This window comes from Massilia sp. Mn16-1_5 (assembly GCF_004798585.1).
Lineage (GTDB): Bacteria > Pseudomonadota > Gammaproteobacteria > Burkholderiales > Burkholderiaceae_D > Telluria.
The window spans coordinates 16804-37977 of sequence record NZ_PPXQ01000029.1; the positions used below are offsets into that span (position 1 = coordinate 16804).

20 protein-coding genes and 2 pseudogenes are annotated in these 21174 nt (G+C 61.2%); 18 read left to right on the forward strand and 4 right to left on the reverse strand.

Going from position 1 to position 21174, the window contains the following annotated elements; genetic code table 11:
* Window positions 1-181: 181 nt before the first annotated feature.
* The 12 genes and pseudogenes from C2862_RS23620 (at window position 182) to C2862_RS23670 (ending at window position 7621) form a co-directional block, all read left to right on the forward strand.
* Window positions 182-1024 carry an urease accessory protein UreD gene (locus tag C2862_RS23620; RefSeq protein ID WP_136223275.1) on the forward strand — a complete coding sequence of 281 codons (843 nt, stop codon included), beginning with the start codon at window positions 182-184 and terminating at the stop codon, window positions 1022-1024.
* Window positions 1025-1045: 21 nt separating this feature from the next.
* A complete protein-coding gene (locus C2862_RS23625; protein ID WP_136223315.1) occupies window positions 1046-1348 on the forward strand; it encodes an urease subunit gamma in 303 nt (100 codons plus the stop codon).
* A gap of 10 nt (window positions 1349-1358) precedes the next feature.
* Window positions 1359-1682, forward strand: a complete 324-nt coding sequence (locus C2862_RS23630; protein ID WP_136223277.1) for an urease subunit beta — start codon at window positions 1359-1361, stop codon at window positions 1680-1682.
* Window position 1683: 1 nt separating this feature from the next.
* The gene (gene ureC / locus C2862_RS23635) at window positions 1684-3399 is read left to right on the forward strand and encodes an urease subunit alpha (protein WP_136223279.1); all 1716 of its coding nucleotides are present in this window, start codon (window positions 1684-1686) and stop codon (window positions 3397-3399) included.
* A 9-nt stretch (window positions 3400-3408) separates the two neighbouring features.
* Window positions 3409-3927 (forward strand): urease accessory protein UreE, encoded by a 519-nt coding sequence (ureE, locus tag C2862_RS23640; RefSeq protein WP_136223281.1) that lies wholly within the window; start codon window positions 3409-3411, stop codon window positions 3925-3927.
* Complete coding sequence (locus C2862_RS23645; RefSeq protein ID WP_136223283.1) at window positions 3924-4586, forward strand: urease accessory protein UreF; 663 nt, start codon at window positions 3924-3926, stop codon at window positions 4584-4586. Before ureE ends, C2862_RS23645 begins: the two co-directional genes overlap by 4 nt.
* A gap of 17 nt (window positions 4587-4603) precedes the next feature.
* On the forward strand, window positions 4604-5236 hold the full coding sequence (gene ureG / locus C2862_RS23650; RefSeq protein WP_136223285.1) for an urease accessory protein UreG: 633 nt from the start codon (window positions 4604-4606) through the stop codon (window positions 5234-5236).
* Window positions 5233-5769, forward strand: coding sequence for a HupE/UreJ family protein (locus C2862_RS23655; RefSeq protein WP_136223287.1), 537 nt, complete (start codon window positions 5233-5235; stop codon window positions 5767-5769). Before ureG ends, C2862_RS23655 begins: the two co-directional genes overlap by 4 nt.
* A 182-nt stretch (window positions 5770-5951) precedes the next feature.
* Window positions 5952-6122: pseudogene (locus tag C2862_RS23660) on the forward strand (ABC transporter permease); the annotation flags it as partial.
* A gap of 104 nt (window positions 6123-6226) precedes the next feature.
* Window positions 6227-6352 (forward strand): hypothetical protein, encoded by a 126-nt coding sequence (locus C2862_RS25935; protein ID WP_267873551.1) that lies wholly within the window; start codon window positions 6227-6229, stop codon window positions 6350-6352.
* A gap of 25 nt (window positions 6353-6377) precedes the next feature.
* The gene (locus tag C2862_RS23665) at window positions 6378-7136 is read left to right on the forward strand and encodes a class II aldolase/adducin family protein (RefSeq protein WP_136223289.1); all 759 of its coding nucleotides are present in this window, start codon (window positions 6378-6380) and stop codon (window positions 7134-7136) included.
* A 173-nt stretch (window positions 7137-7309) separates the two neighbouring features.
* Window positions 7310-7621, forward strand: coding sequence for a hypothetical protein (locus C2862_RS23670; RefSeq protein ID WP_136223291.1), 312 nt, complete (start codon window positions 7310-7312; stop codon window positions 7619-7621).
* Window positions 7622-7671: 50 nt separating this feature from the next.
* Here the strand turns inward: C2862_RS23670 and C2862_RS23675 are convergent, their stop codons facing one another.
* Window positions 7672-9441 carry a tannase/feruloyl esterase family alpha/beta hydrolase gene (locus C2862_RS23675; RefSeq protein ID WP_136223293.1) on the reverse strand — a complete coding sequence of 590 codons (1770 nt, stop codon included), beginning with the start codon at window positions 9439-9441 and terminating at the stop codon, window positions 7672-7674.
* Window positions 9442-9765: 324 nt separating this feature from the next.
* Between C2862_RS23675 and C2862_RS23680 the strand changes: the two genes are divergently transcribed.
* Entirely contained in the window at window positions 9766-10020 is a 255-nt protein-coding gene (locus C2862_RS23680; protein WP_136223295.1) for a hypothetical protein, read from the forward strand.
* Between the two features lie 4 nt (window positions 10021-10024).
* Here the strand turns inward: C2862_RS23680 and C2862_RS23685 are convergent, their stop codons facing one another.
* Window positions 10025-11992 carry a U32 family peptidase gene (locus C2862_RS23685; protein ID WP_136223297.1) on the reverse strand — a complete coding sequence of 656 codons (1968 nt, stop codon included), beginning with the start codon at window positions 11990-11992 and terminating at the stop codon, window positions 10025-10027.
* Window positions 11993-12325: 333 nt separating this feature from the next.
* Here C2862_RS23685 and C2862_RS23690 point away from each other — a divergent pair, with 333 nt between their 5' ends.
* The 5 genes and pseudogenes from C2862_RS23690 to C2862_RS23710 form a co-directional block, all read left to right on the forward strand.
* Entirely contained in the window at window positions 12326-13768 is a 1443-nt protein-coding gene (locus C2862_RS23690; RefSeq protein ID WP_136223299.1) for a pilus assembly protein TadG-related protein, read from the forward strand.
* A complete protein-coding gene (locus C2862_RS23695) occupies window positions 13765-14253 on the forward strand; it encodes a TadE family protein (protein ID WP_136223301.1) in 489 nt (162 codons plus the stop codon). Before C2862_RS23690 ends, C2862_RS23695 begins: the two co-directional genes overlap by 4 nt.
* Window positions 14240-14845 carry a TadE/TadG family type IV pilus assembly protein gene (locus C2862_RS23700; protein ID WP_136223303.1) on the forward strand — a complete coding sequence of 202 codons (606 nt, stop codon included), beginning with the start codon at window positions 14240-14242 and terminating at the stop codon, window positions 14843-14845. Before C2862_RS23695 ends, C2862_RS23700 begins: the two co-directional genes overlap by 14 nt.
* A 186-nt stretch (window positions 14846-15031) precedes the next feature.
* Entirely contained in the window at window positions 15032-15595 is a 564-nt protein-coding gene (locus tag C2862_RS23705; protein ID WP_136223305.1) for a hypothetical protein, read from the forward strand.
* Window positions 15596-15608: 13 nt separating this feature from the next.
* Window positions 15609-16027: pseudogene (locus tag C2862_RS23710) on the forward strand (IS3 family transposase); the annotation flags it as partial.
* Between the two features lie 1054 nt (window positions 16028-17081).
* On the opposite strand, the gene C2862_RS23715 reads toward C2862_RS23710, so the two are convergent.
* Window positions 17082-19196 carry a peptidase domain-containing ABC transporter gene (locus C2862_RS23715; protein WP_136223307.1) on the reverse strand — a complete coding sequence of 705 codons (2115 nt, stop codon included), beginning with the start codon at window positions 19194-19196 and terminating at the stop codon, window positions 17082-17084.
* On the reverse strand, window positions 19193-20386 hold the full coding sequence (locus C2862_RS23720; protein WP_136223309.1) for a TraB/GumN family protein: 1194 nt from the start codon (window positions 20384-20386) through the stop codon (window positions 19193-19195). The genes C2862_RS23715 and C2862_RS23720 overlap by 4 nt, the downstream gene beginning before the upstream one ends.
* Between the last annotated feature and the right edge of the window lie 788 nt (window positions 20387-21174).

Genomic DNA, 21174 nt, shown 5'->3' on the forward strand with positions numbered 1-21174 from the left:
GGGCACGCATGAAAGCGGTGCACCGCCCTCGGGACGGCGCACCAAAACGGCCCGCTTTCTCTCTTTCCGACCCGGACCGCCCGGACCGGGTGCACGCCGCCCCCATCGGCGCCAGAGCGCTGCACTGCGGTGAGACGCCGACCCGCGCGTCAGTGGCACGGAACGTGCTAAGCATCAAGGCATGCGAGATGATCCGATCCACCACATCGACTCCCCTGCCGGCTGGCTGGCCAGGCTGGAACTGGAGCTGGCCTTCCGAGCCGGTGCCAGTATCGTGGTGCGCAATCGCCATCAGGGTCCGCTGCGCGTGCAAAAGCCGCTTTACCCGGAAGGCGCCCAGACCGTGCACGCGATCCTGGTGCACCCGCCGGGCGGCATCCGCGCCGGCGACCGGCTCGAGATCGAGACCCGCGTCGGACCGGCGGCGCACGTATTCCTGACCTCCCCCGGCGCCGCCAAGTGGTACAGGGGCGACGACGGCCCGGCGCACCAGTCGGTGCGCCTTATGGCCGGCATTGGCGCCGCGCTCGAATGGATGCCGCAGGAGACGATCTACTTCGACGGCGCACGCGCGGTACAGCGCCATACCGTGCACCTGGGCGCCGGCGCCCGTTACATCGGCTGCGAGGTGATGTGCTTCGGCCGCCAGGCCAGCGGCGAGCGCTTCGAACGCGGCCAGCTGCGCCTGCATTCCGAGATCTGGAGCGGCAACCAGCTGCTGTGGTACGAGCAGGCGCGCATCGCCGCCGGTTCGGAAGCGCTCGCAGGCCCCTTCGGACTCGATGGCGAAACGGTCTGCGCCACGCTGACTGCGGTCGGACCCGCGCTGCCCGCCGCATTGCAGGCGCAGATCCGCGCTCTGGACCCGGCGCTCGGCGCCAGCCAGCTCAAATCCGTCTTCATCGCACGCCTGCTGTGCAGCGACAGCGAGCACGCGCGCCGCGTGGTGACACTCGCCTGGCGACTGCTGCGCCCGCACCTGCTTGGCCGGCCCGCACACCATCCCCGCATCTGGGCCACCTGATTGACCTCGCACCGTGCCGACATGGACCTGACACCAAGAGAAAAAGACAAGCTGCTGATCTTCACCGCCGCCCTGCTGGCGGAGCGGCGCCGCGCGCGCGGGCTGAAGCTCAATTACCCGGAGTCGGTGGCGCTGATTTCGGCGGCGATCATGGAGGGCGCGCGCGACGGGCGCAGCGTCGCGGAGCTGATGTACGAAGGCACGCAGATCCTCGCGCGCGGCGACGTGATGGAGGGCGTGCCGGAGATGATCGCCGACATCCAGGTCGAAGCCACTTTCCCGGACGGGACCAAGCTGGTCACCGTCCACCACCCGATCGTGTAAGGGCCGCGCCATGATCCCCGGAGAATACCTGCTACGCGAGGACGACATCGTCCTCAACGCCAACCGCCCTACCCTCACACTGCGCGTTGCCAACGGCGGCGACCGCCCGGTGCAGGTCGGCTCGCATTTTCATTTCGCCGAAGTCAACGCGGCGCTGCAGTTCGACCGGACGGCCGCCCTCGGCATGCGCCTGAACATCGCCGCCGGCACCGCCGTGCGCTTCGAGCCGGGCCAGCACCGCACGGTCGAGCTGGTGGCGCTCGGCGGCGCGCGCCGGGTCTATGGCTTCAACGGCCAGGTGATGGGCGCCCTGCCGCTCCTGGAGGAAAACTGAGATGGCGACCATCACAAGGCAGGCCTATGCCGAGATGTACGGCCCGACCGTGGGCGACCGCATCCGCCTGGCCGATACCGACCTGTTCATCGAAATCGAACATGACTACGCCGCCGCCCACTACGGCGAGGAGGTCAAGTTCGGCGGCGGCAAGGTGATCCGCGACGGCATGGGGCAGTCGCAAGGACTGCATGCCGATGTCATGGATACCGTCATCACGAATGCGGTCATCGTCGACCACTGGGGCATCGTCAAGGCCGACATCGGGCTCAAGGACGGGCGCATCGCGGCCATCGGCAAGGCCGGAAATCCCGACATCCAGCCCGGCGTGTCGATGACGATCGGCGCGGCGACGGAGATCATCGCCGGCGAAGGCAATATCGTCACCGCCGGGGGCGTCGACACCCACATCCACTTCATCTGTCCGCAACAGATCGAGGAAGCCCTGACCAGCGGCGTCACCACCATGATCGGCGGCGGCACCGGACCGGCCGTGGGCACGGCGGCCACCACCTGCACGCCCGGCCCCTGGCACATCCATTCCATGCTGATGGCGGCCGATGCCTTTCCGATGAACCTGGGCTTCCTGGGCAAGGGCAACGTCAGCCTGCCGGGCCCGATCGAGGAACAGATCCGGGCCGGGGCCGTGGGCCTGAAGCTGCACGAAGACTGGGGCAGCACGCCGCAGGCCATCGACAACTGCCTGTCCGTCGCCGAGCGCTTCGACGTGCAGGTCGCGCTGCACTCGGATACGCTCAACGAAGCCGGGTACCTGGCGAGCACGCTGGGCGCGTTCAAGGGCCGCACCATCCACACCTTCCATACCGAAGGCGCGGGCGGCGGCCATGCGCCGGACATCATCGCGGCCGTCGGCGAGGCGAATGTCCTGCCCTCGTCGACCAACCCGACCCGCCCGTACACGGTGAATACACTCGACGAGCACCTGGACATGCTGATGGTCTGCCATCACCTCGACGCCTCCATCGCCGAGGACGTGGCGTTTGCCGAATCGCGCATCCGGCGCGAGACCATCGCCGCCGAAGACATCCTGCACGACCTGGGCGCGATCTCGATGATGTCCTCCGATTCGCAGGCGATGGGCCGGGTGGGCGAAGTCATCATGCGCACCTGGCAGACGGCGCACAAGATGAAAGTCCAGCGCGGCCACCTGGCGCAACCCGGCGCAGCGCAAGCGCCCCACGACAACTTCCGGGTCAAGCGCTACATCGCCAAATACACCATCAACCCGGCCATCACCCACGGCATCGCCCACGTGGTCGGTTCGATCGAGGTGGGCAAGCTGGCCGACCTGGTGGTCTGGAAGCCGGCTTTCTTCGGCGCCAAGCCCTCGATGATCCTCAAGGCCGGCATGATCGCGATGGCGCAGATGGGCGATCCGAACGCTTCCATCCCGACGCCGCAGCCGGTGCACTACCGGCCCATGTTCGGCTCCTTTGGCGGCGCCCTGAAAAAATCCGTGACCTTCGTTTCGCAGGCCGCCTTCGACGACGGGGTCGCGCAACGACTACAACTGAGCAAGACCGTGCTGCCGATCCGCGGCACGCGCGGGCTTTCCAAGGCGGACATGATCCACAACGGCGCCACGCCCGTCATGCAGGTCGACCCGGAAACCTACGACGTGCGTGCCGACGGCGAAGTCCTGCGCTGCGAACCGGCGACCGCGCTGCCGCTGGCGCAGCGCTATTTTCTGTTTTGAGGAGCTTTCATGCTGACCCTGCATACCCGCATCGAGAGGGCCGACCATATCGACGATGAAGCGGTGCTGGCCTACGACCAGCGCGAGCGCTGCCGCCTGCGCGTAAAACTCGCTTCGGGCCTTGAGGCGGCGCTGTTCCTGCCGCGCGGCTCGGTGCTGCGCGACGGCGACCTGCTCACAGGCCCTGAAGGCGCCGTGGTGCGCGTACGCGCGGCGATGGAGGCAACCTACCGCATCAGCGCACCGGATTCTCAGGCCGTGGTGCGCTGCGCATTCCACCTCGGTAACCGCCACGGCCAGGTGCAGATCGGCCCCGACCATCTGCGCATCCGCGCCGATCCGGTGCTGCGCGAGATGCTCGCCGGCCTGGGCGCGACCGTGCTCGAGGAGCTGGCGCCGTTTCATCCGGAGCCCGGCGCCTACGGCGGCGGCCATGGCCACAGCCATGAGCACGAGCCACGTCACCTGCTCGCGCCTGTTCCGCTGCGCCAGAAGATCCACCGTCCCGGCGACGCGGAGCACGCGTGAACGGAACCGCCCTGCTGCACCTGCTGCAGCTGGCCAGCCCCTCGCTGCCGGTCGGCGCGTACAGCTATTCGCAGGGCCTCGAAACCGCCATCGAACGCGGCCGCGTGCGCTGTGCGGACAGCGCAGCGCGCTACCTGGCACGCCAGCTGGCCGATGTGCAGGGACCATGGGACGGGGCCGTGTTCTGGCGCCTGCTGGCCAGCTGCGCCGACGGCGACGGCGCCACCTTCGAAGAATGGAACGCACGCTACCTGGCCTCGCGCGAGAGCGCCGAGCTGCGAGCCGAAACGGTGCAGATGGGCTTTTCGCTGACCCGCCTGCTCATCGAACTGCAGCTGGCTCCGGCCACTCCCATGCGCGACACCTGCCTGCCCGCCGCGCTGGCGCAGGCCGTCCATGCGCTGGGGGTGCCGCACGAAGAAGCCCTGCTGGCGATGCTGTTCTCGTGGGCCGAGAACCAGGTGCTGGTGTGCGTGAAGTCGATCCCGCTCGGCCAGGTGGCCGGGCAACGCCTGCTGCTGGGGCTGCGGCCCGCCATCGAGGGGGCGGCCGCGCAGGCGCGTGCGCTGCCCGACGACGAATTATCGAGCTGGGCGCCGGGACTGGCCCGGCTGTCCATGTACCACGAAGTCCAGAGCGGCCGGCTGTACCGGTCGTAATATTGAGAGGAGCAAGCATGCAATCGAATCCCCTGCGCGTGGGCATCGGCGGCCCGGTCGGATCGGGCAAGACGGCGCTGTGCGAGCAGCTCTGCAGGGCGATGCGCGACCACCACGACATGGCCGTCATCACCAACGACATCTACACGCGCGAAGACATGGAGATCCTGCTGCGCGCCGCGGCGCTGCCGCCGGAGCGCCTGATGGGGGTGGAGACCGGGGGCTGTCCGCACACGGCGATCCGCGAGGACGCCTCCATCAACCTCGAGGCCATCGCGCGCCTGCAGGCGGACTTCCCCGACCTCGAACTGATCCTCGTCGAGTCGGGCGGAGACAACCTGGCGGCCACCTTCAGCCCGGAACTGTCGGACCTCACGCTCTACGTCATCGACGTGGCGGGCGGCGAAAAGATTCCGCGCAAGGGCGGGCCCGGCATCACGCGCTCGGACCTCCTCATCATCAACAAGACCGACCTGGCGCCGCACGTGGGCGCCAATCTCGACATCATGGCCGCAGACGCGCGCCGCCAGCGCGGCGACCGGCCTTTTGTCTTTACCAACCTGCGTACCGGTGCCGGCGTGGACGAGGTGACCGCCTTCATCCGCGAACAGGGCCTGCTGGACGCCGCCAGACTGGAGCACACATCATGAAACGACGCATCAAACACGCCGCCACCCTACTCCTCCTCTTGTGCGCGGGCAGCGCCTGGGCACACCCGGGCCACGCCGGCGGCGGCTTCGCCACCGGCCTGGTCCACCCTTTGCTCGGCCTGGACCACTGGCTGGCCATGCTGGGACTGGGCCTGTGGAGCGCCGCGGCCCGGCTCCCGCGGGCAGCGCCGGCCACGGTCTGCCTCGGCCTGGCGGCGGGCGCGTTCGCGCCGCTGGCGTTGCCCGCGGTGGAGCCGCTGCTGGCAGCCAGCGTGCTGGTGGCGGGCCTGATGGGTCTCGGCTCGAGCCGGCTGCCGGCCCTCCTGGGCCTGGTGCTGGCCGGCGCATTCAGCGTCGTGCACGGCAATGCGCACGGGCAGGAAATGGCCGGCTTCGCGGCCGCCGCCGGCGCCATCTTCACCAGCATGGTTCTGATGGGTCTCGGCTGGCTGGCCGGAAGCAACGCGCGCGTGCAGAAAGTCACGCCGGCACTGGTCGCGCTGGCCGGCGCCGGCATGCTGGGCTTCGCCTGACAGGAAACGCGGGCATCTCCCCGCTCGTGCAATAAGCAGGGACCGATATCGCCGACGGGCGGTTTCGGTCCCTTTGTTTTTCACGACTCTCCTCCCCTTTCCCTCGCCTGTCCGCGCTTTGCGCGCCTCCGCATGGTGCACGTTCGCATCAAAGCGGGGACGTGCGCGACAACTTTTGTACCGCCAACGAGGGCATCGGCTACCTGCTGGTCTCGGCCGGGTCGTCGATGAAGATGCCGCTCGCCTTTGCCGGCCTGATGGTGATCGGCGCCATGGCCATGGCCATGTACGAACTCTTTGCCGTGGTCGAGAAGCGCACCACGGCCTGGGCGCATCGGGGCGGCGCTGACTGAATCGCCAGGGAATAAAAAAATGCCAACCTGAACGCGCTACCTGTCATACCATCGTCGAAGAACCACGACGGTTCTTTCCAAAACAAGAATCAGGAGACGCGACGATGAACCTGCATGCAAGTTTCAGCAACATGAAGGACAGTACCCATGAAGACTGGCAGCCGATCGGCCAGGAATTCGTACCGATCTTGCGCCGCGCATTCGCCAAGCCTGCCGAACAAACGGCCTGACCCCACGTCATCGAAGGAAACCCTCATGCATATCCCCTCAATGAAAGACCAGGTCAGCGCCGACGAATGGCAACTGCGCTGCGACCTGGCCGCGTGCTACCGGCTGGTTGCGATGTACGGCTGGAGCGATCTGATCTTCACGCATATCAGCGCGCGCATCCCCGGCCCCGAGCACCACTTCCTGATCAACCCCTATGGCATGATGTTCGACGAGGTCACGGCGTCCTCCCTGATCAAGGTCGACCAGGACGGCAACAAGCTGTCCGAGTCGGCGCTGCCGGTCAACCGCGCCGGCTTCGTGATCCACAGCGCCATCCACGCCGTGCGCGAAGACGCGCAATGCGTGATCCACACTCATACCCGCGCCGGGGTGGCGGTCAGCGCACAGAAGGATGGTGTGTTGCCGATATCGCAGCAATCGATGTTCGTGCTCGCCTCGCTGGCGTACCACGACTACGAAGGCGTCGCCCTGCACGACGCCGAAAAGCCGCGCCTGCAGGATGACCTGGGCAAAGCCAACTTCCTCATGCTGCGCAACCACGGCTTGCTGACGGTCGGTCCCAGCATCGCCGACGCCTTCCTGTCGATGTACATTTTCGAAAGCACTTGCCAGATCCAGCTGGCCGCGCAGGCCGGCGGCGCCGAACTGCGCATGATCGCGCCGGAGATCCTGGCCGGCACCGCCGAATCGATGAAGGTGCAAACCTCGGGACAGGGCGGCGCATTCGCCTGGCCCGCGTTGCTGCGAAAACTCGATCGCGTCGACCGGAGCTACCTGAGCTGAGCCGTCCCCGCCCCGTCTATGCCTCTGGGAAATATCTCACATCACGATAAAGAATTGGCGCGTGATGCTGCGCTGCACAATAATTGAGCTGTCTCCTCTATTCTCCTTCGGGACAGTAGATTCAGCCCGCCAGGTCCCTGGCGGGCTTTTCTTTCCCATAGCTCAACAACGTGATGAAAAAATCGATCGCACTCCTCTGCTTCGCCCTCTGCGCCGGTGCCGGCTCCGCAGCCCAGGCTGCAAACAATGGCGACAGCTTCTGCACGCAACTCTCGTCCGACATCGCCGCCCGGAGCGCCCTCTTCGCGAAGGTCGCCGGCGCTGCGCCGGAGCTGACCGCCGACGTGCCGTGGGCCGATGCAGCCATGCTGCAACGTGTTCACGACAAGGAAGTCGCGCTGCAGAACATCGCCAATGAAATCTGGACGCTGCGCACGCGCATGGCCTATTTCGATTGCGTTCAGGCCAAGTCCTTCGCTTACTGAGCGCGACGCGCCGACTGCTCCGGCTTTGCGCCGGCGGGAGCATTCCTGGTTCAGTTGGGCGCGCAGGTGTAATTTTCCGCCAGGCTGCCGGAGGCCGAACCGCTGCCGACATACTTCGGATAGCTGCCATAACGGCACATCGGCTTGGACGCGTCGACCTCGTAGGGCGGCAGCGCCTTCCGGTTCGTCAGCACATACTGGTCGGCTGGTTTCGTTCCCCGCTCCACCCAGTTCTCGAGGACGGCGAGCAGATCGACCCGGCCCGGAATGCCATAGCTCGGCGCGTTGCTTGCCCCGGCATTGATGCCGCCGGAGGTATGGGGTAGTCCCGTCGCCACATAGGCCGCGAAGAACTGGTCCACCGTCTCCCTGCCCATCTTCGCCACCACCGCGTCCCAGTAATTCAGGCCGGTCAGCGGGCTTTGCGCCGTGTCGGAGATGTCTTCACGCAGGATCAGCTTGCCGCCCCGCTTGAAGAAGGCGGTGAGGTCGGGATCGGTCGCATCCATCAGGTTCGACACTTCTAGCACGCGCTCGCGGAAATTGTCCGGGTCATAAGTCAAGGGGTTGAAATTCCGGTTCCTAGCGATGAAGTAGCGCACGTAGTAATTGCCATACAGGTAGAGCTGGCTCACCCCGGTCGCATCCGGGCCCGCCGTGGGCGCCGCCGTCCCCGCCATCCAGCGGTCCCAGTTGCCGCTCAGCCCCTCGCCGCCGTAGGCGAATCCGGCATACGACATCACGCCATTCGATCGCGCAAAGTTGAAGGTGTAGCCGGTGTGGGCGGCATTGAGGACGGCAAGTTGCGCATCCGAGAAGCAGCCGGCGCCTTCATCCGCCCCGGACGGGCAACGTTTTGCCGCGAGCGCCAGATCGGCTTCCGTCTTGCATCCCTTGTAATTGCTGACCACGCCGTCGCTGATGCCGTCGAGCGCGTCGCAGGCGCCCTGCACCGTGTCATGCACGAGCTGCGTCTTGCCGTTCAGCCAGGCGCCAGGGCGGCTCTGCAGGATGCCGCCGACATAATTGCCGAAGGTCTGGAGGCCGCTCCAGTTCATGACCGGGTCGATCGATACGATGCCATCGTAATCGGCCGGATAGCGCTGCGCCATCATCATGGCTTCGCGGCCGCCTTCGGAGCCGCCCATGTAGTAACTCTTGCTGGGTTTCTTGCCATAGTAAAGCTGGCCCAGCTGGACCGCGACGTCGTGGGTTTTCTTGTAGGCTGCATAGGCGAAGTTCTTCAGCGCTTCGTCATTGAGCGCAAAGCTGGCCTGGTCGCCGCCGGGCGGAACCTGGTGGCCGGAGTCGGTTCCCGCCGTCATATACCCCTGGGTCAAGGGCAAGGGCACCTCCGGCCCGGCATTGCGGCTGGGCTGCACGCCGCTTACCAGGCTGCCGTTGTAACCCGAACCGCCGAACTGCAGTTTCTTGCCGTTCCATTTCGTCGGAAGATTGATTTGCGATTTGATGCTTGGGGCTGCCGTATCGACCGGGCTGATTTGCACCTGCAGTTCGCAATAGTCGGGCGTGCCCTGGACAATGGCATTGCCTGACTGGTTGGGTGCGTCGGCAACCGCCGTTTTATAGGTCGCCGAGCTGACGGATGCGCCCGTGCTCGGTTCCCCGATCGCCGAGGCCGGGATGAACCTGCCGGTCAGCGCCTTGCAGGTCTCGGCATTGGCAAGGAACTGTGGCGGCTCCTCGGCGGGAGGGTCGTCCAGACTGTCGGAACATGCGGACAGGCCCAGCAGCGCCGCTACCGCCACCGCGCCGGACGCGGCCAATTTCATATGTCGACCATCGGATACGCGTTTCATGTGTGTCTCCTGATTGTTGTATAGGGTGGACTACAAGGAAGCGACTGGAACGAGCTCGTCCTTTTCATCTTGCCACCGCGTTTGGCCGCTTGAGAATGCACATTCACACGTAAAACTTGGACTTTTTTCGCGGTCCACCCACGACAAATATTTCCCGCCGATGTCGCATAAAAAAAGCTCGCCGAAGCGAGCTTTACTGGTCGTGACCGATGGCTGGGCTACTCTCATGAAGCAGCTATGGGACCAATCAATACGTCCTGGTCCCAAACTGTCCACAGTACTTTACGCAGGGCGCATCTCTTAAAACCATATCTGGAGGCGACAATGGATTACGCAAAATTGCTGTTTGCCGTCGAGGTAAGGAAACTAGCCATCAGCATGCACCAAAGCGCACGCGCCGAATTCATCCAGTCCGGCCCGAGAAGCTTTGACGATGTCGCAAGCTATGACGCCAGGCACAGCCTGACGTCCTTCGTCAGCAAGGCACTTGCCGAGATCGAACTGACGGCCTATCACATGGAGCACCCGACGGCATACCGTGCGGGTCACCCACTGCTCACGGTTCCGGACAAGGGCTGACGCTTCACGCGGGCCGGCGGCGGTGGAAGGTCAGCGGGCTGTACGACACGGCGGACGGCGGCGGCATGCGCAGGATGCCGGGCTTCATGGCCCCGACGACGTGCATCTCGCACGGCTTGCAGTCGAAGCGCAGCGTGTAGGTATCCTCGCCCGTGCTCAGGGTCATCGGCTCGGCCTTGACCTGGCCCTGCACGCCCTGCACGCCCTTGGCCTGTTTCGGGCACAGGTTGAACGAGAAACGCAGGCAGTGCTTGGTGATCATCAGCGACACCTCGCCCGCTTCCTCATGCGCCTCGTAGGCCGCGTCGATCAGGCCCACGCCATGCTTGTGGTAGAAGGCGCGCGCCTTTTCGTTGTAGACGTTGGCGAGATAGGACAGCTGGGTTGCCGGATACACGGCCGGCGGTTCTACGGGCGCCTTACGTTCCGGACGCTCCCATGCCGCCAGTCTCGCCGCCTCATGCGCCGCCACGGCGTCGCGCCGCAGCGCATTGATGGCGGCGGCCGGCACGAACCAGGGCTGCGACAATTCCAGCGCGATGCCGTCGGCTTCGAACATCGTGTTGCCCAGTTTTGTGAGGCTGGTGCGCAGCGCCGCGTCGGCCTGCTCGAGATTGTGCGCCGGCTGCAGCGCCAGCTGCGCGCTCGTCACGGTCTCGATGCCATCCTCGTCGCGTAGCGTCAGCGCCAGGCCGCCCTCGACTTCCGACAGGCTCAGGTGCAGCGCCACCTTGCGGTCCGCCGAGCGTTTCGTGAGCGCCGCTTCCCACTGGTGATCGCGGTTGCGGTGGACCTGCTTACCGGCTTTCAGGCCGGGCAGGCTGCTCACTGGCTCGTTCGGGAACACGCGCCAGCGCTGGCCCTCCTCGCTCTCGCCCAGCTTCTGCACTGTATTGGCCCCGATCCCGACGCTTTCGCGCTTGTTCATGTAGTTCAGGCCGTCGCCGTTGGCCAGCGGCGTATCGGTCATCATCTCGAAGTGGTCAAGACCGACCTTGGTCACGGTGCCGACTTCCACACCCAGGTACTTCGGCGAATCGAAGGCGCCGATGTCGTCCTGGCGGCCGGTGGCGAAATAGTCGGTATGGCCGCGGTTGAAATTCTTGTCGACGTCCGGCGTGAAGAAGATCTGCGTGTGCCCGCTGGCGGCCCGCACGAAACCCGCGCGGCGCTCCAGGATCTCGTCGAGCAGCAGGCGGTAATGGGCCGTGATGTTCTTCACATAGCCCATGTCCTTGTAGCGGCCCTCGATCTTGAACGAGCGGATGCCGGCGTCGATCAGCGCTTCCAGGTTGCGGCTCTGGTCATTGTCCTTCATCGACAGCAGGTGCTTGTCGAAGGCGACGACCCCGCCCTTGTTATCGGTGAGCGTATAAGGCAGGCGGCAGGCCTGGGAACAGTCGCCGCGGTTGGCGCTGCGGCCCGTATCCGCATGCGAGATATAGCACTGCCCGGAGAACGCGACGCACAGGGCGCCATGGATGAAGTACTCGAGCGGCGTGTCCACCTCCGCACGGATGGTGCGGATCTGCTGGATCGTCAGCTCGCGTGCCAGCACCAGCTGGGAGAAGCCGACGTCGCCCAGGAACTTCGCCTTCTCGACGGTGCGGATGTCGCACTGCGTGCTGGCGTGCAGCTGGATCGGCGGCAGGTCGAGTTCCAGCAGTCCCATGTCCTGGACGATCAGCGCATCGACGCCCGCCTCGTACAGCTGCCAGACCTGCTTGCGCGCCAGCTCGAGCTCGGCGTCGTGCATGATCGTATTCATCGTGACGAAGATGCGGGCGCGGTAGCGGTGCGCGAACCGGACCAGGCTGGCGATCTCTTCCAGCGTGTTGCTGGCATTGTGGCGGGCGCCGAAGGCCGGGCCGCCGATGTAGACGGCGTCGGCGCCGTGCAGGATGGCTTCGCGGCCGATCTCGGCGGTTTTGGCGGGGGATAGCAGTTCGAGCTGGTGGTCGAGCAGAGACATGAGAGTGTTCCTTGGCGACGAAGGCTTGGATTATAGCTTCGCGGTCGGGGGATGTCATGGTCGTGGGACTGACACGGCAGTGTCGAATGTCAGGCCCGAAAGTGTCTCGCGCGTTGCTGCCAAGCTGGCCTGCGCCTCGATGTGCCTCCAACTCCCGCTTAATGCCACGTCATTGCTGATAATCAATTTCGCAATGGTTGGCGCTCATAAAATCGACCCAATGACGCTCGAGTTGAGCAACCTAGAGGCAGGCATATGTTCACGCGTGGGCAACCAACAGCAAGACCGAGTTATGTCGATAGCAACGGGCGCTGGCAGCCGGGCTTACTTCGAATGCCTTCACGCCGGCAACAGGGCGCCTTCGCCATCATGTGTGCCGGCTCCCTGGTCGTGATGCTCGGTATGTGCGCTGTCGCGATAGACCTCGGCCAGATGTATAACCGAAAGGCCGAGTTGCACGGCATGGCGAAGGCTGTTGCGTTGGCGGCGGCAGGCCAGCTTGACGGGACAACTGCGGGCGTTACCAATGCATTGACGAGGGCCGCTGCAATCGCGGCCACCTACCGGCATACCTACAGCAGTTCCTATACATGGTCCGATTCGGCGATTCGGTTTAGCAAATCACCGACACCCGATGGCGACTGGATCAGCGGCGAAGGAGCAAAGGGCCAGCCTGCGGGGATTTACTACGTGGAAGTCGACACGACCCGACTCGATGACGGTTCAGGGAGCGGCACCACATTCATGGCGGGCGTGCTCTCCCCCGCCCTCGCGTCGTTCACCATTGCTGACCGTGCAATAGCAGGGCGCGCAAACTTGAAAATTACTCCGCTGGCGATTTGCGCCATGAAGCCGGAAGCTGCGGCACTGCGAACAAACCCAGGTCCCCCCGCGCTAGCCGAATTAGTGGAATTCGGATTCCGCCGGGGCGTCAGCTATGACCTGATGGCACTGAACCCAGGCGGTACTGGTGGCGAGACCTTCGTGGTTGACCCCTTCACGTTGCCCGGAAAGCCGTATTCGAGCTCGAACACGACGGTCTCGAAAGTCGGGCCTTCTGTATGTGCGGGAAAAATCTGGGCGCCGGGAGTAATGGGCGCGCCAATTCATGTTTCTCGTCCATTCCCCCTGGCATCCCTGTTCAACCATCTAAACTCGCGTTTTGATGACTACGCAACAGGCGACTGCAACGCAAACGGGGCGCCGCCGGACTTCAACGTTAAGCCGTTTGCCAGAGCCACGGTAGCCTGGATGGGCCATACCGGCGAACAAACAGCTAAGCCGTATACCGATGGCGGGCGCGCGGAAACAGTTGCAGATCCGCTGACTGCCCCAGACGGGACCACTCCCGAAAACTACGGTGTGTTGTGGTCATACGCGAAGGCCGCGAAGTATGCCTCTTACACGCCGGGCGCTCAAGAACCGAAAACTGGCTACACGACCTTTGCCACTGGCGACTGGGCGAGCTTATACAAGCCAAAGCCAACCGTCTCCAGTTATCCAAGCGGATCGAAGACGCCGTACCAGGCGACTAGTGGGAGCAACTACGGCGCCCCTTCGGCGGCACACCTGGCGATGTCGCAGATCGGACGCCGCGTTCTGAACATCCCTTTGCTCGCCTGCCCCGTTCCTGCCGGGAGCGATGTGACTGCCACCGTACTAGGCATCGGGCGCTTTTTCATGACCGTGCCTGCCACGAGTACCACGATAAGTGCAGAATTTGCCGGTACGGTTCCGGAGTCTGCACTCGTCGGCAGAGTGGAGCTGTTTTTATGAGCAAGAACATAAAGAACACAATGCGCTGGCAAAAAGGCGCGGCGGCGGTTGAGCTTGCCCTAGTGCTACCGATCCTGATCGTCTTTTTCACAGCGCCACTGTTCTTTGCAATCTTCTTTTGGCACTACACAGCAGTCCAAAAGGCCGCGCAGGATGGCGCACGCTATCTGTCAACAGTATCCGAACAGGAAATGCGTGATCCGACGCTGGCGCTGGCGGCCGCAAATACTGCTCGAGAAATCATCAGGGGGGAGCTTGCGGACCTCATCCCCGATCAAAACAACATCACCGTCGTGCTGCATTGCGGTACGGCCGCGAATGGCATGATAAACCTTTGCACCGGCGTCGAAGACGGCCCGCTGCCCGAAGTCGTCGATGTCGGCGTTCAATTTCGTTTAAAGGATCAGTTTTTCGGTTTTGTCGATACTGGTAGATATGGTTGGAACGTTTCTGCAGTGGCGACGGTGCCCTATGTCAGCAATTAATCGCTCCCCCAGCGCGTTGCCGCAGCCCAAAAAACAGCGTGGTGTCGCTGCAGTTGAATTCGCACTCTTGGTATTCGTGTTCCTTGCCCTTGTGTTCAGCATTATCGAACTCGCCCGCATCATGTATCTCTACAACACGCTCCAGGAAGTGACACGGCGCGCCGCGACCGCAGCGGCATCGGCGAACTTCCAGGACGAGGCCGAGCTCGATCGGATACGCTACTTTTCTATACTTCGCAACGAACCTGGAGAGCTTCCGGTAGGTGCGCCAATTACGGACCAACATGTCCGCATCGAGTACCTCGCGCTCGTGCGCAATGCAGACGGAAGCCTGACGTCGACGAGAATCGCCCCGGGCGTCCTGCCTGCGGATCCTGCAGCGAACCGCCAGATATGCCATGCAAACCCGAACGCTGCAACGTGTGTCAGATTGGTCCGCGCACAGATATGTAAGCCAGAGGTTGCTGGCACATGCGAACCGGTGCAGTACCAGATGCTGTTTCCACTGATTAGCTTCGGCCTCCCTCTGCCACGCGCAACAACCACTGCCACCGCTGAGTCCCTCGGCTACACGCCTGGGCAGGTGCCGTAACACCCCTTTTCAAGACCGTCCCCGTCCAGCTTGCAAATGCATATCGGAGGCAGAATGGTGCAAGCCACGGTTACCCCTACTGAAGGAATGCGCAACAGCGCTTTCGGTGCGCTTGCGGCCGCGATACTAGGTCTTGCGTTGCTGGAGACTGGATGGATGCTTCTCCAGGTCCCCGCGGTAGTCCACATGCTTAGCCTGCTGGTCGGTGGCCCTCTGGTTGCCGTAATGAGTCGCCGCTTCGTCCACTATTGGCCGAACGACCGCCAGGCATCAGCGAACTTTAGCCACGGCAGGCAATTACTAAAACCACGCGTGTTATCGGTAGTGGCATGCGCCTTGATTTCTGCCGCTGGATACTTCGGCGCGGATGCGCTGGCGAACGGTCTGGTTTCACCCTTCATCTTTTTTGCATTGGCGGTGACCTTCCTCCCTTGGACAAAAATCGCACGAACGCGCGCACATTGCCTGGCATACGGGGAAGTTGCCGTCCTTGCCATCAGCGCGGCGCTGCTTTTGGGTTATGCCCGGCTGAATCCCCTGCTCCTTATCGCAGTCACCTGGGTCCTGTGGATGGCCACAATCGCAGCCTGGGTGCGGATTGTCACCCAAGAGAAACGCCAACAACGGAAGGCCGCTGTGGCACCACTGGCCCAACCGCACCCGGCAAAGGGTGACCGGGATGCCCGCCTTGGCGCTGGAGCGGCTGCAGATGCGTTATCTGATGCGCACCCACGCAACGGGTCTAATTGACTCTATCGCTCAGCCTTCGCTGGACCTGTATAACGGCGAGATCGTCGCTTTCGAGACCAGCAAACGACCTGTGTTCGAACTGGTCGGCTCGATGCTCAAGAAAGCCTTGGCCAGGCTCGCTTCGCACGAACGGCCGATGCCGCATTCGGACCAGGGTTGGCAGTACCGCATGCCGGCCTATCAACGTCAGCTCCGGGAACGCCAGCTCGTACAAAGCATGTCCCGCAAGGGCAACTGCCTCGACAACGCGGCAATGGAAAGCTTCTTCGCCGTGTTGAAGTCCGAGTTCTTTTACCTGAACAAGTTCGACAGCGTCGATGCGTTACGCGATGGCCTGGCCGACTACATCCACTATTACAATCACGACCGCATCAAGCTCAAACTGAAAGGCCTGAGTCCGTTCAGTACAGGACTCAGGCCTTGGCTGCCTAGCTAACTCAACTGTCCAACTGTATGGGGTCAGTTCAAAATCAGGGGCTTCGGTTGCTCTTGCCTGAGCTTGCCAGTTACTGCCGAGCCATCCATTATTCCCACTCGATGATCAATGGATGGGCTAACCTCTTGAGTGCCCAAGAGTTCTCATCAATACGTCTTGGTCGATACCATGTGCGGTACCATACGAGTTCGCCTATGGGTTTGCATGATCGAACGAGGCATTGTATCGCTTTGCCGACAGCGCGTTGGTTGAGGTCGGAGCTCACTGCTCGTCGTTAAGCGCAACGAAACTCTTCAGCGGCAGTAGGGCCTTCCTGCATCCAGCGGCTACTACTGTGCAGGCCTTGCCCCTCCGCCTGTGATCGCTTAACCGATGATTGCCAAGGGGCTAAGCCATTGCCGGACAATCACAGCCCGATCGTTGCCGATGCTCTGCTCTTTTTTTTGGCCGTACCGTTCATTGTGCTGAGCTTGATGTTCATCCTCCCCGGCAAAGACGTCTCCGGCATATCGATGACACAAACCGACCCGGGCCTGGTACTTAACGAATTCGCAACATAGTGGACACAAGTTGACTCAGGGGCCATGCCGAATACGTGTGGCACCGTCGATTAACTCCCACCTGCTCTCAGGTGCTCGGTATTCCCCGTTATCCAGGTAGGCGATCGAGCAAATCCCTATCCAATCCAGTTCAGCATCCGTTTAGGTGCAGCCTTGTTAACAAACTTTTGCGCGCACCCGGGTAGCAGTCGCACTAGCGCTTTGGTAGCATGCACGATTGGCGCTTCGGCTAGAGCATACGGACCTTATACATGCGAAGTGCGATGGAGAGGGCCTTAATGCTGGCCGTCTGGCTAGGAATCTGCCAATAACCGGCAATTGTCTCGATGATTTGTTTTATAGCCTCCCTTCATGGAAAATTAACTTTCCGCACTTATGCGATTGGTTCGTCGGAACCTCCGAAGCTAATGAGCCTGCTACATAATCATGAATTAAACACTCGGGTCGCAAGCTGGTTGCAAGTAAACTGGCCAATCTTATTCAGCTAAGTTCATGCGAAATCAGCGGCCATTGGTCGGTACAAAGGTTCTTTTGTCACTTCGAAAGCCCTACCGTTCTGCATTGCAACGATTCGTTCCGCAGCATTGATCGTCTCAGGCCTATGCGCAACCATTATCCGCGTTAGCGACAGCGTGCTAAGCGCCATGTTGACGTTTCGCTCGTTTATCACATCCAGATGACTAGTTGCTTCATCCAGCGCCAGAATACGTGGTTGCTTATACAGCGCACGTGCCAACAATACGCGTTGCTTTTGCCCCCCGGACAGGCTACTGCCCATTTCCCCGACTAAAGTATGGTATCCCATTGGCATGTTGCAGATCTCTTCATGTATTGCTGCCAGGCGCGCGCATTGTTCAGCAAGTGCAATGTCAGCGTTGACATCAAAAAAAGTAATATTCTCTAGAAGCGAGCCAGCTAATAAAGTGTCATCCTGCATCACAGTCCCGACCACTTGCCTATAGCTGCGGTAGCCCATACGGGAGACAGGCACTCCTCCGAGCAACACTTCGCCTTCCGTTGGCTCAAGTAATCCAAGAATAATCTTGCACAACGTACTCTTGCCACAACCGGACGGTCCGACCAAGGCAACGCTTTGTCTAGCCGGGATAGTCAAGTCGATGCCATTGAGCACCCATGGCTCGCCATCGCCGTAACGGAACTTCACACCGCGCAATGTGATCTCGGCATTGAGGAAGCTACAATCGAATTCATTATCGTCCGCATGTTCTGCTTCCTCCGTCACGATGTCCGCGAGGCGCCCCGTGTGCATGCTAAGGAGCCGGATGCTGAAAACCACATCGATCAGGCTAAAGATTCGCCCAGAGAATGTGGCGGCATAACTGCTGAATGCCATCAACATTCCTACCGTTAGCGCATTGCTCATGACTAACCCTGCCCCTGTATAAAAGATTGCTAAGCTTTGCGCGGAGAACAGCGCCGAGTTCGCCACCTTGAACAGAATGCCCAGCTTTTGGGTTTTGACTGTGCGATTGATGACGTCCTGATTCAGATTCAGCCAACGTGTACGACGTTCTGCTTCACGACCGAAAAGCTTTATCGGCGCGATTGCACGAATCGTTTCTAAGAAATGGCTACTCTCCTTAGCTGCCAACACCAATTGTTCCTGCGACGCCTCTCGGAATGGCTGGTAAAACAGCCAGCGCAGCAACGTATATATTGCCACACCAGCGATAACAATCATGCTTAAATAGGCGCTGTAGGAAAACATAATAGCCAACGCAAGCAGCGCCATAATGCCGTCAAGCGCGCTCCCGACACACACACTCGTCAGCGTGTTCTGGATCTCCGAAATACTACTAAAGCGCGAAACAATGTCGCCGAGCCGACGCTTCTCGAAAAACGTAATTGGCAGGCGCAGCATATGGCTAAACACCCGGCCCGCCCATTGGAATCCGATATCGATGCTCCAGCGCATCAGGAACCAACTGCGCACGAGTTCGATGCCAGTCTGCGTCATCGCCAACAATGCAAACCCGACGGTCAGGATAATGAGCAATTCGCGGTCACCAGCGACAATCACCTCGTCGATGATGTACTGATTGAAGAGTGGCATCGCGATTGCAAACAATTCAAGTAGTGCAGCTAGGCAGACGACCTGAAACAGCGCCATTCGCAAGCCAAAGATTTTCCCAGTCAACTGGCTGACAGAGATCTGCTTAGTTTCATCAGCCGGTCTGAAGTGCTCGTTTGGGGTTAGTTCAAGCGCAACTCCGGTAAAGTGCTTAGATACCGTATCGAGCGTCATCCTTCGCTCACCCACAGCGGGATCGACCAAGGTTACACTAATGGTGGCTGTTACGCTCTTGTGAACCTTCTTCAATACCACAAAGTGCTTGAGATCCCAATGCAGTATACATGGCAGTTGTAGATCGGGTATTTCGTCGAGTTCAAGCCTTAGGGGACGTGCCGATAATTCCAATGCGGCGGCATGACGGATAAGCTGGGTCATTGTGGCGCCCTTAAGACTGATTGCAAAGCGCCGCCGCAGGTCGGTGAGTTCGCAGTGGTAGCCGAAGTGATCGGCTACCATAGTGAGGCACGCCAAGCCGCACTCGCTCGCTTCGGTCTGCAATATGGTTTTCATAAGCTGTTCATTGCAGAGCGGATGCGATCAAACCACGAGGGTGACAGGAACGTCATGCTGATGTCTCTCGCGTCCTTAATAACAGTGACCGAATAGCCCTGTTGGCGCAGGAGACTAATCAAGCCAGGTTCTACCCGGTCGCCGACCTTGAGGTCAGGGAGGTGTAGTGCCCCGACGATAACAAAGCTCCTGCGGTGTTCGGAGACAGTTTTTATGATCACAGGAACCCAAGCACGGGTGCGCTTCTTGAGCGAAATTTCAAACGTGCCAGGGCTGAAATACGGCATCCATCCGCTGTTCTGCAGCAAGCGCAGGTCGGGAGAAGCCTGCTCGATCGCACAGGGCACCGCTTGGTCGACGCAGCGAGCTATTTCGGCCAAAACCTGCCCCATCGCCGCCGCCAACTTGCCGACAGAAGCGTATTTTGGATCGGCCTGCTTCAGTTGTAGAAGGCGAGCGACCACCAGTGCTTCATCAGCAACGAAATCTGCGCGCTCACTCGCACTCGAGCTACAGAAGTGCGCTCGTCTGTCTTTAAGTGTATCGAGTCCAATCGTTTTTTTCGCGGCCGCGTCCTTGCGGTGCAAGCGGAAGGATATCCCCAAACCGCCCTGTGCTTCGACGGCGGCGAAATATGATGGTCCAAGAGACTTGACTGCAAACTGGTCAAACAGAGTCGAGGTGAAAATGAATTCCGGCAAGATTTCCCATTCTTTAAGCCAGTCGGGCATGTCGAGTCGGTTATCACGTGTTGCACTGATTAAGGCGTCAAATGCGCGCCGCAACCGCGGTGTGCGCAACCCCTTTGGGTCGTCAAAGCACGGCGCGCCACGCTCAAACGTTTCGTTAAGAGTCTGGCTCGGGCCAAAATAGGTCTCCATGACGGCCACATCAGCCACCGCGTAACTCGGCTTGACTACGGAATCAAAGTAGCGGTCGCTCTCGACGGGAGTGCCGATGTGTGACTCTGCGACCAACACCGCTTGTGTCGCGCCTTTGGTAACGAGCCAGGCACGCGGCACAGTGGTTCCGGCATCGGCAACAGTTGGAATTACCATCGCCATCATAGCAACACCGGCCGTGTAGCTTCGAATGACAGAGAGCATAATGGTTTCTGACTCAATAAGTTGTTGGCCAACGAGAAGACCGAGGTCAACGTCATGGCGGTGAAGTGAGGCGCGTGCATTCACGCGCCTGAACTACTAATTTTTAGCGCCCGTGAGACACACGTCCGTTTATGATCGTGGTTGTGGTCACGTTCGTCCCGCCGTTGTAGTTCACGCTGCCGCGTACAGTGCCTACGCCGATTGAGCCGGAACCACCGGCACCCGGCATTACAGTTTGCATGATGACGTATCCAGGTCCCGACGTAGTCGTGGTTGACGTGCCATTAGGCCCACAAGTCTGGGTTGTAGTAACGCTACCGGACGTGTGGCTATATGGTTCACAACCGCCGCCGCCGCCGCCGAATAGACCACCAAGAAAAGAGCCGATTGCACCGAAGAAGCCCCCTCCGTCGTCTTTCTTCTTGGTTGGCTTATCTTGCTCACCAACGCTGCCACCAGCGACCAAGTCCCATTCTTCGCTTGAAATAATCCGCATAATATGAGATCCTTAAGTAAAGTTTTGAAATGCATTCTGGTCAGAACGCAATAGCTTCGTACGACGTGCTGCAATCACGACGTACTACCGTAGAACGGGCGGATTGTTGCTAGCCCCCGTGCAAACGATTTCTTACACGACGCGCCCTGGTTACTAGTGAGTGGCCGCTAACAGCGGTTCAACAACCCACTCCCAGATTTTCCGGCGCTCTTGGATTACGTCCGCTTCCAGTGTCATGCCGGGCCGTAGTGAATCGCCCCGGGTTTTGTAGAGGCTCCATTGTTTGAGAGAATGGAGCTATGAAAAAGCAACCCAAGTATTCCCCTGAAGTCATCGAGCGCGCCGTGCGCATGGTCAGCGAAGCCGGCAGCCAGTA

Coding starts and splice junctions, on each gene's coding strand:
- C2862_RS23705 (WP_136223305.1), top strand. CDS start 15,032: ATGCTTAGCCTGCTGGTCGGTGGCCCTCTGGTTGCCGTAATGAGTCGC.
- C2862_RS23630 (WP_136223277.1), top strand. CDS start 1,359: ATGATCCCCGGAGAATACCTGCTACGCGAGGACGACATCGTCCTCAAC.
- C2862_RS23625 (WP_136223315.1), top strand. CDS start 1,046: ATGGACCTGACACCAAGAGAAAAAGACAAGCTGCTGATCTTCACCGCC.
- C2862_RS23700 (WP_136223303.1), top strand. CDS start 14,240: ATGTCAGCAATTAATCGCTCCCCCAGCGCGTTGCCGCAGCCCAAAAAA.
- C2862_RS23620 (WP_136223275.1), top strand. CDS start 182: ATGCGAGATGATCCGATCCACCACATCGACTCCCCTGCCGGCTGGCTG.
- ureG (WP_136223285.1), top strand. CDS start 4,604: ATGCAATCGAATCCCCTGCGCGTGGGCATCGGCGGCCCGGTCGGATCG.
- C2862_RS23680 (WP_136223295.1), top strand. CDS start 9,766: ATGGATTACGCAAAATTGCTGTTTGCCGTCGAGGTAAGGAAACTAGCC.
- ureC (WP_136223279.1), top strand. CDS start 1,684: ATGGCGACCATCACAAGGCAGGCCTATGCCGAGATGTACGGCCCGACC.
- ureE (WP_136223281.1), top strand. CDS start 3,409: ATGCTGACCCTGCATACCCGCATCGAGAGGGCCGACCATATCGACGAT.
- C2862_RS23685 (WP_136223297.1), bottom strand. CDS start 11,992: ATGTCTCTGCTCGACCACCAGCTCGAACTGCTATCCCCCGCCAAAACC.
- C2862_RS23655 (WP_136223287.1), top strand. CDS start 5,233: ATGAAACGACGCATCAAACACGCCGCCACCCTACTCCTCCTCTTGTGC.
- C2862_RS23675 (WP_136223293.1), bottom strand. CDS start 9,441: ATGAAACGCGTATCCGATGGTCGACATATGAAATTGGCCGCGTCCGGC.
- C2862_RS25935 (WP_267873551.1), top strand. CDS start 6,227: ATGAACCTGCATGCAAGTTTCAGCAACATGAAGGACAGTACCCATGAA.
- C2862_RS23665 (WP_136223289.1), top strand. CDS start 6,378: ATGCATATCCCCTCAATGAAAGACCAGGTCAGCGCCGACGAATGGCAA.
- C2862_RS23690 (WP_136223299.1), top strand. CDS start 12,326: ATGCCTTCACGCCGGCAACAGGGCGCCTTCGCCATCATGTGTGCCGGC.
- C2862_RS23715 (WP_136223307.1), bottom strand. CDS start 19,196: ATGAAAACCATATTGCAGACCGAAGCGAGCGAGTGCGGCTTGGCGTGC.
- C2862_RS23670 (WP_136223291.1), top strand. CDS start 7,310: ATGAAAAAATCGATCGCACTCCTCTGCTTCGCCCTCTGCGCCGGTGCC.
- C2862_RS23695 (WP_136223301.1), top strand. CDS start 13,765: ATGAGCAAGAACATAAAGAACACAATGCGCTGGCAAAAAGGCGCGGCG.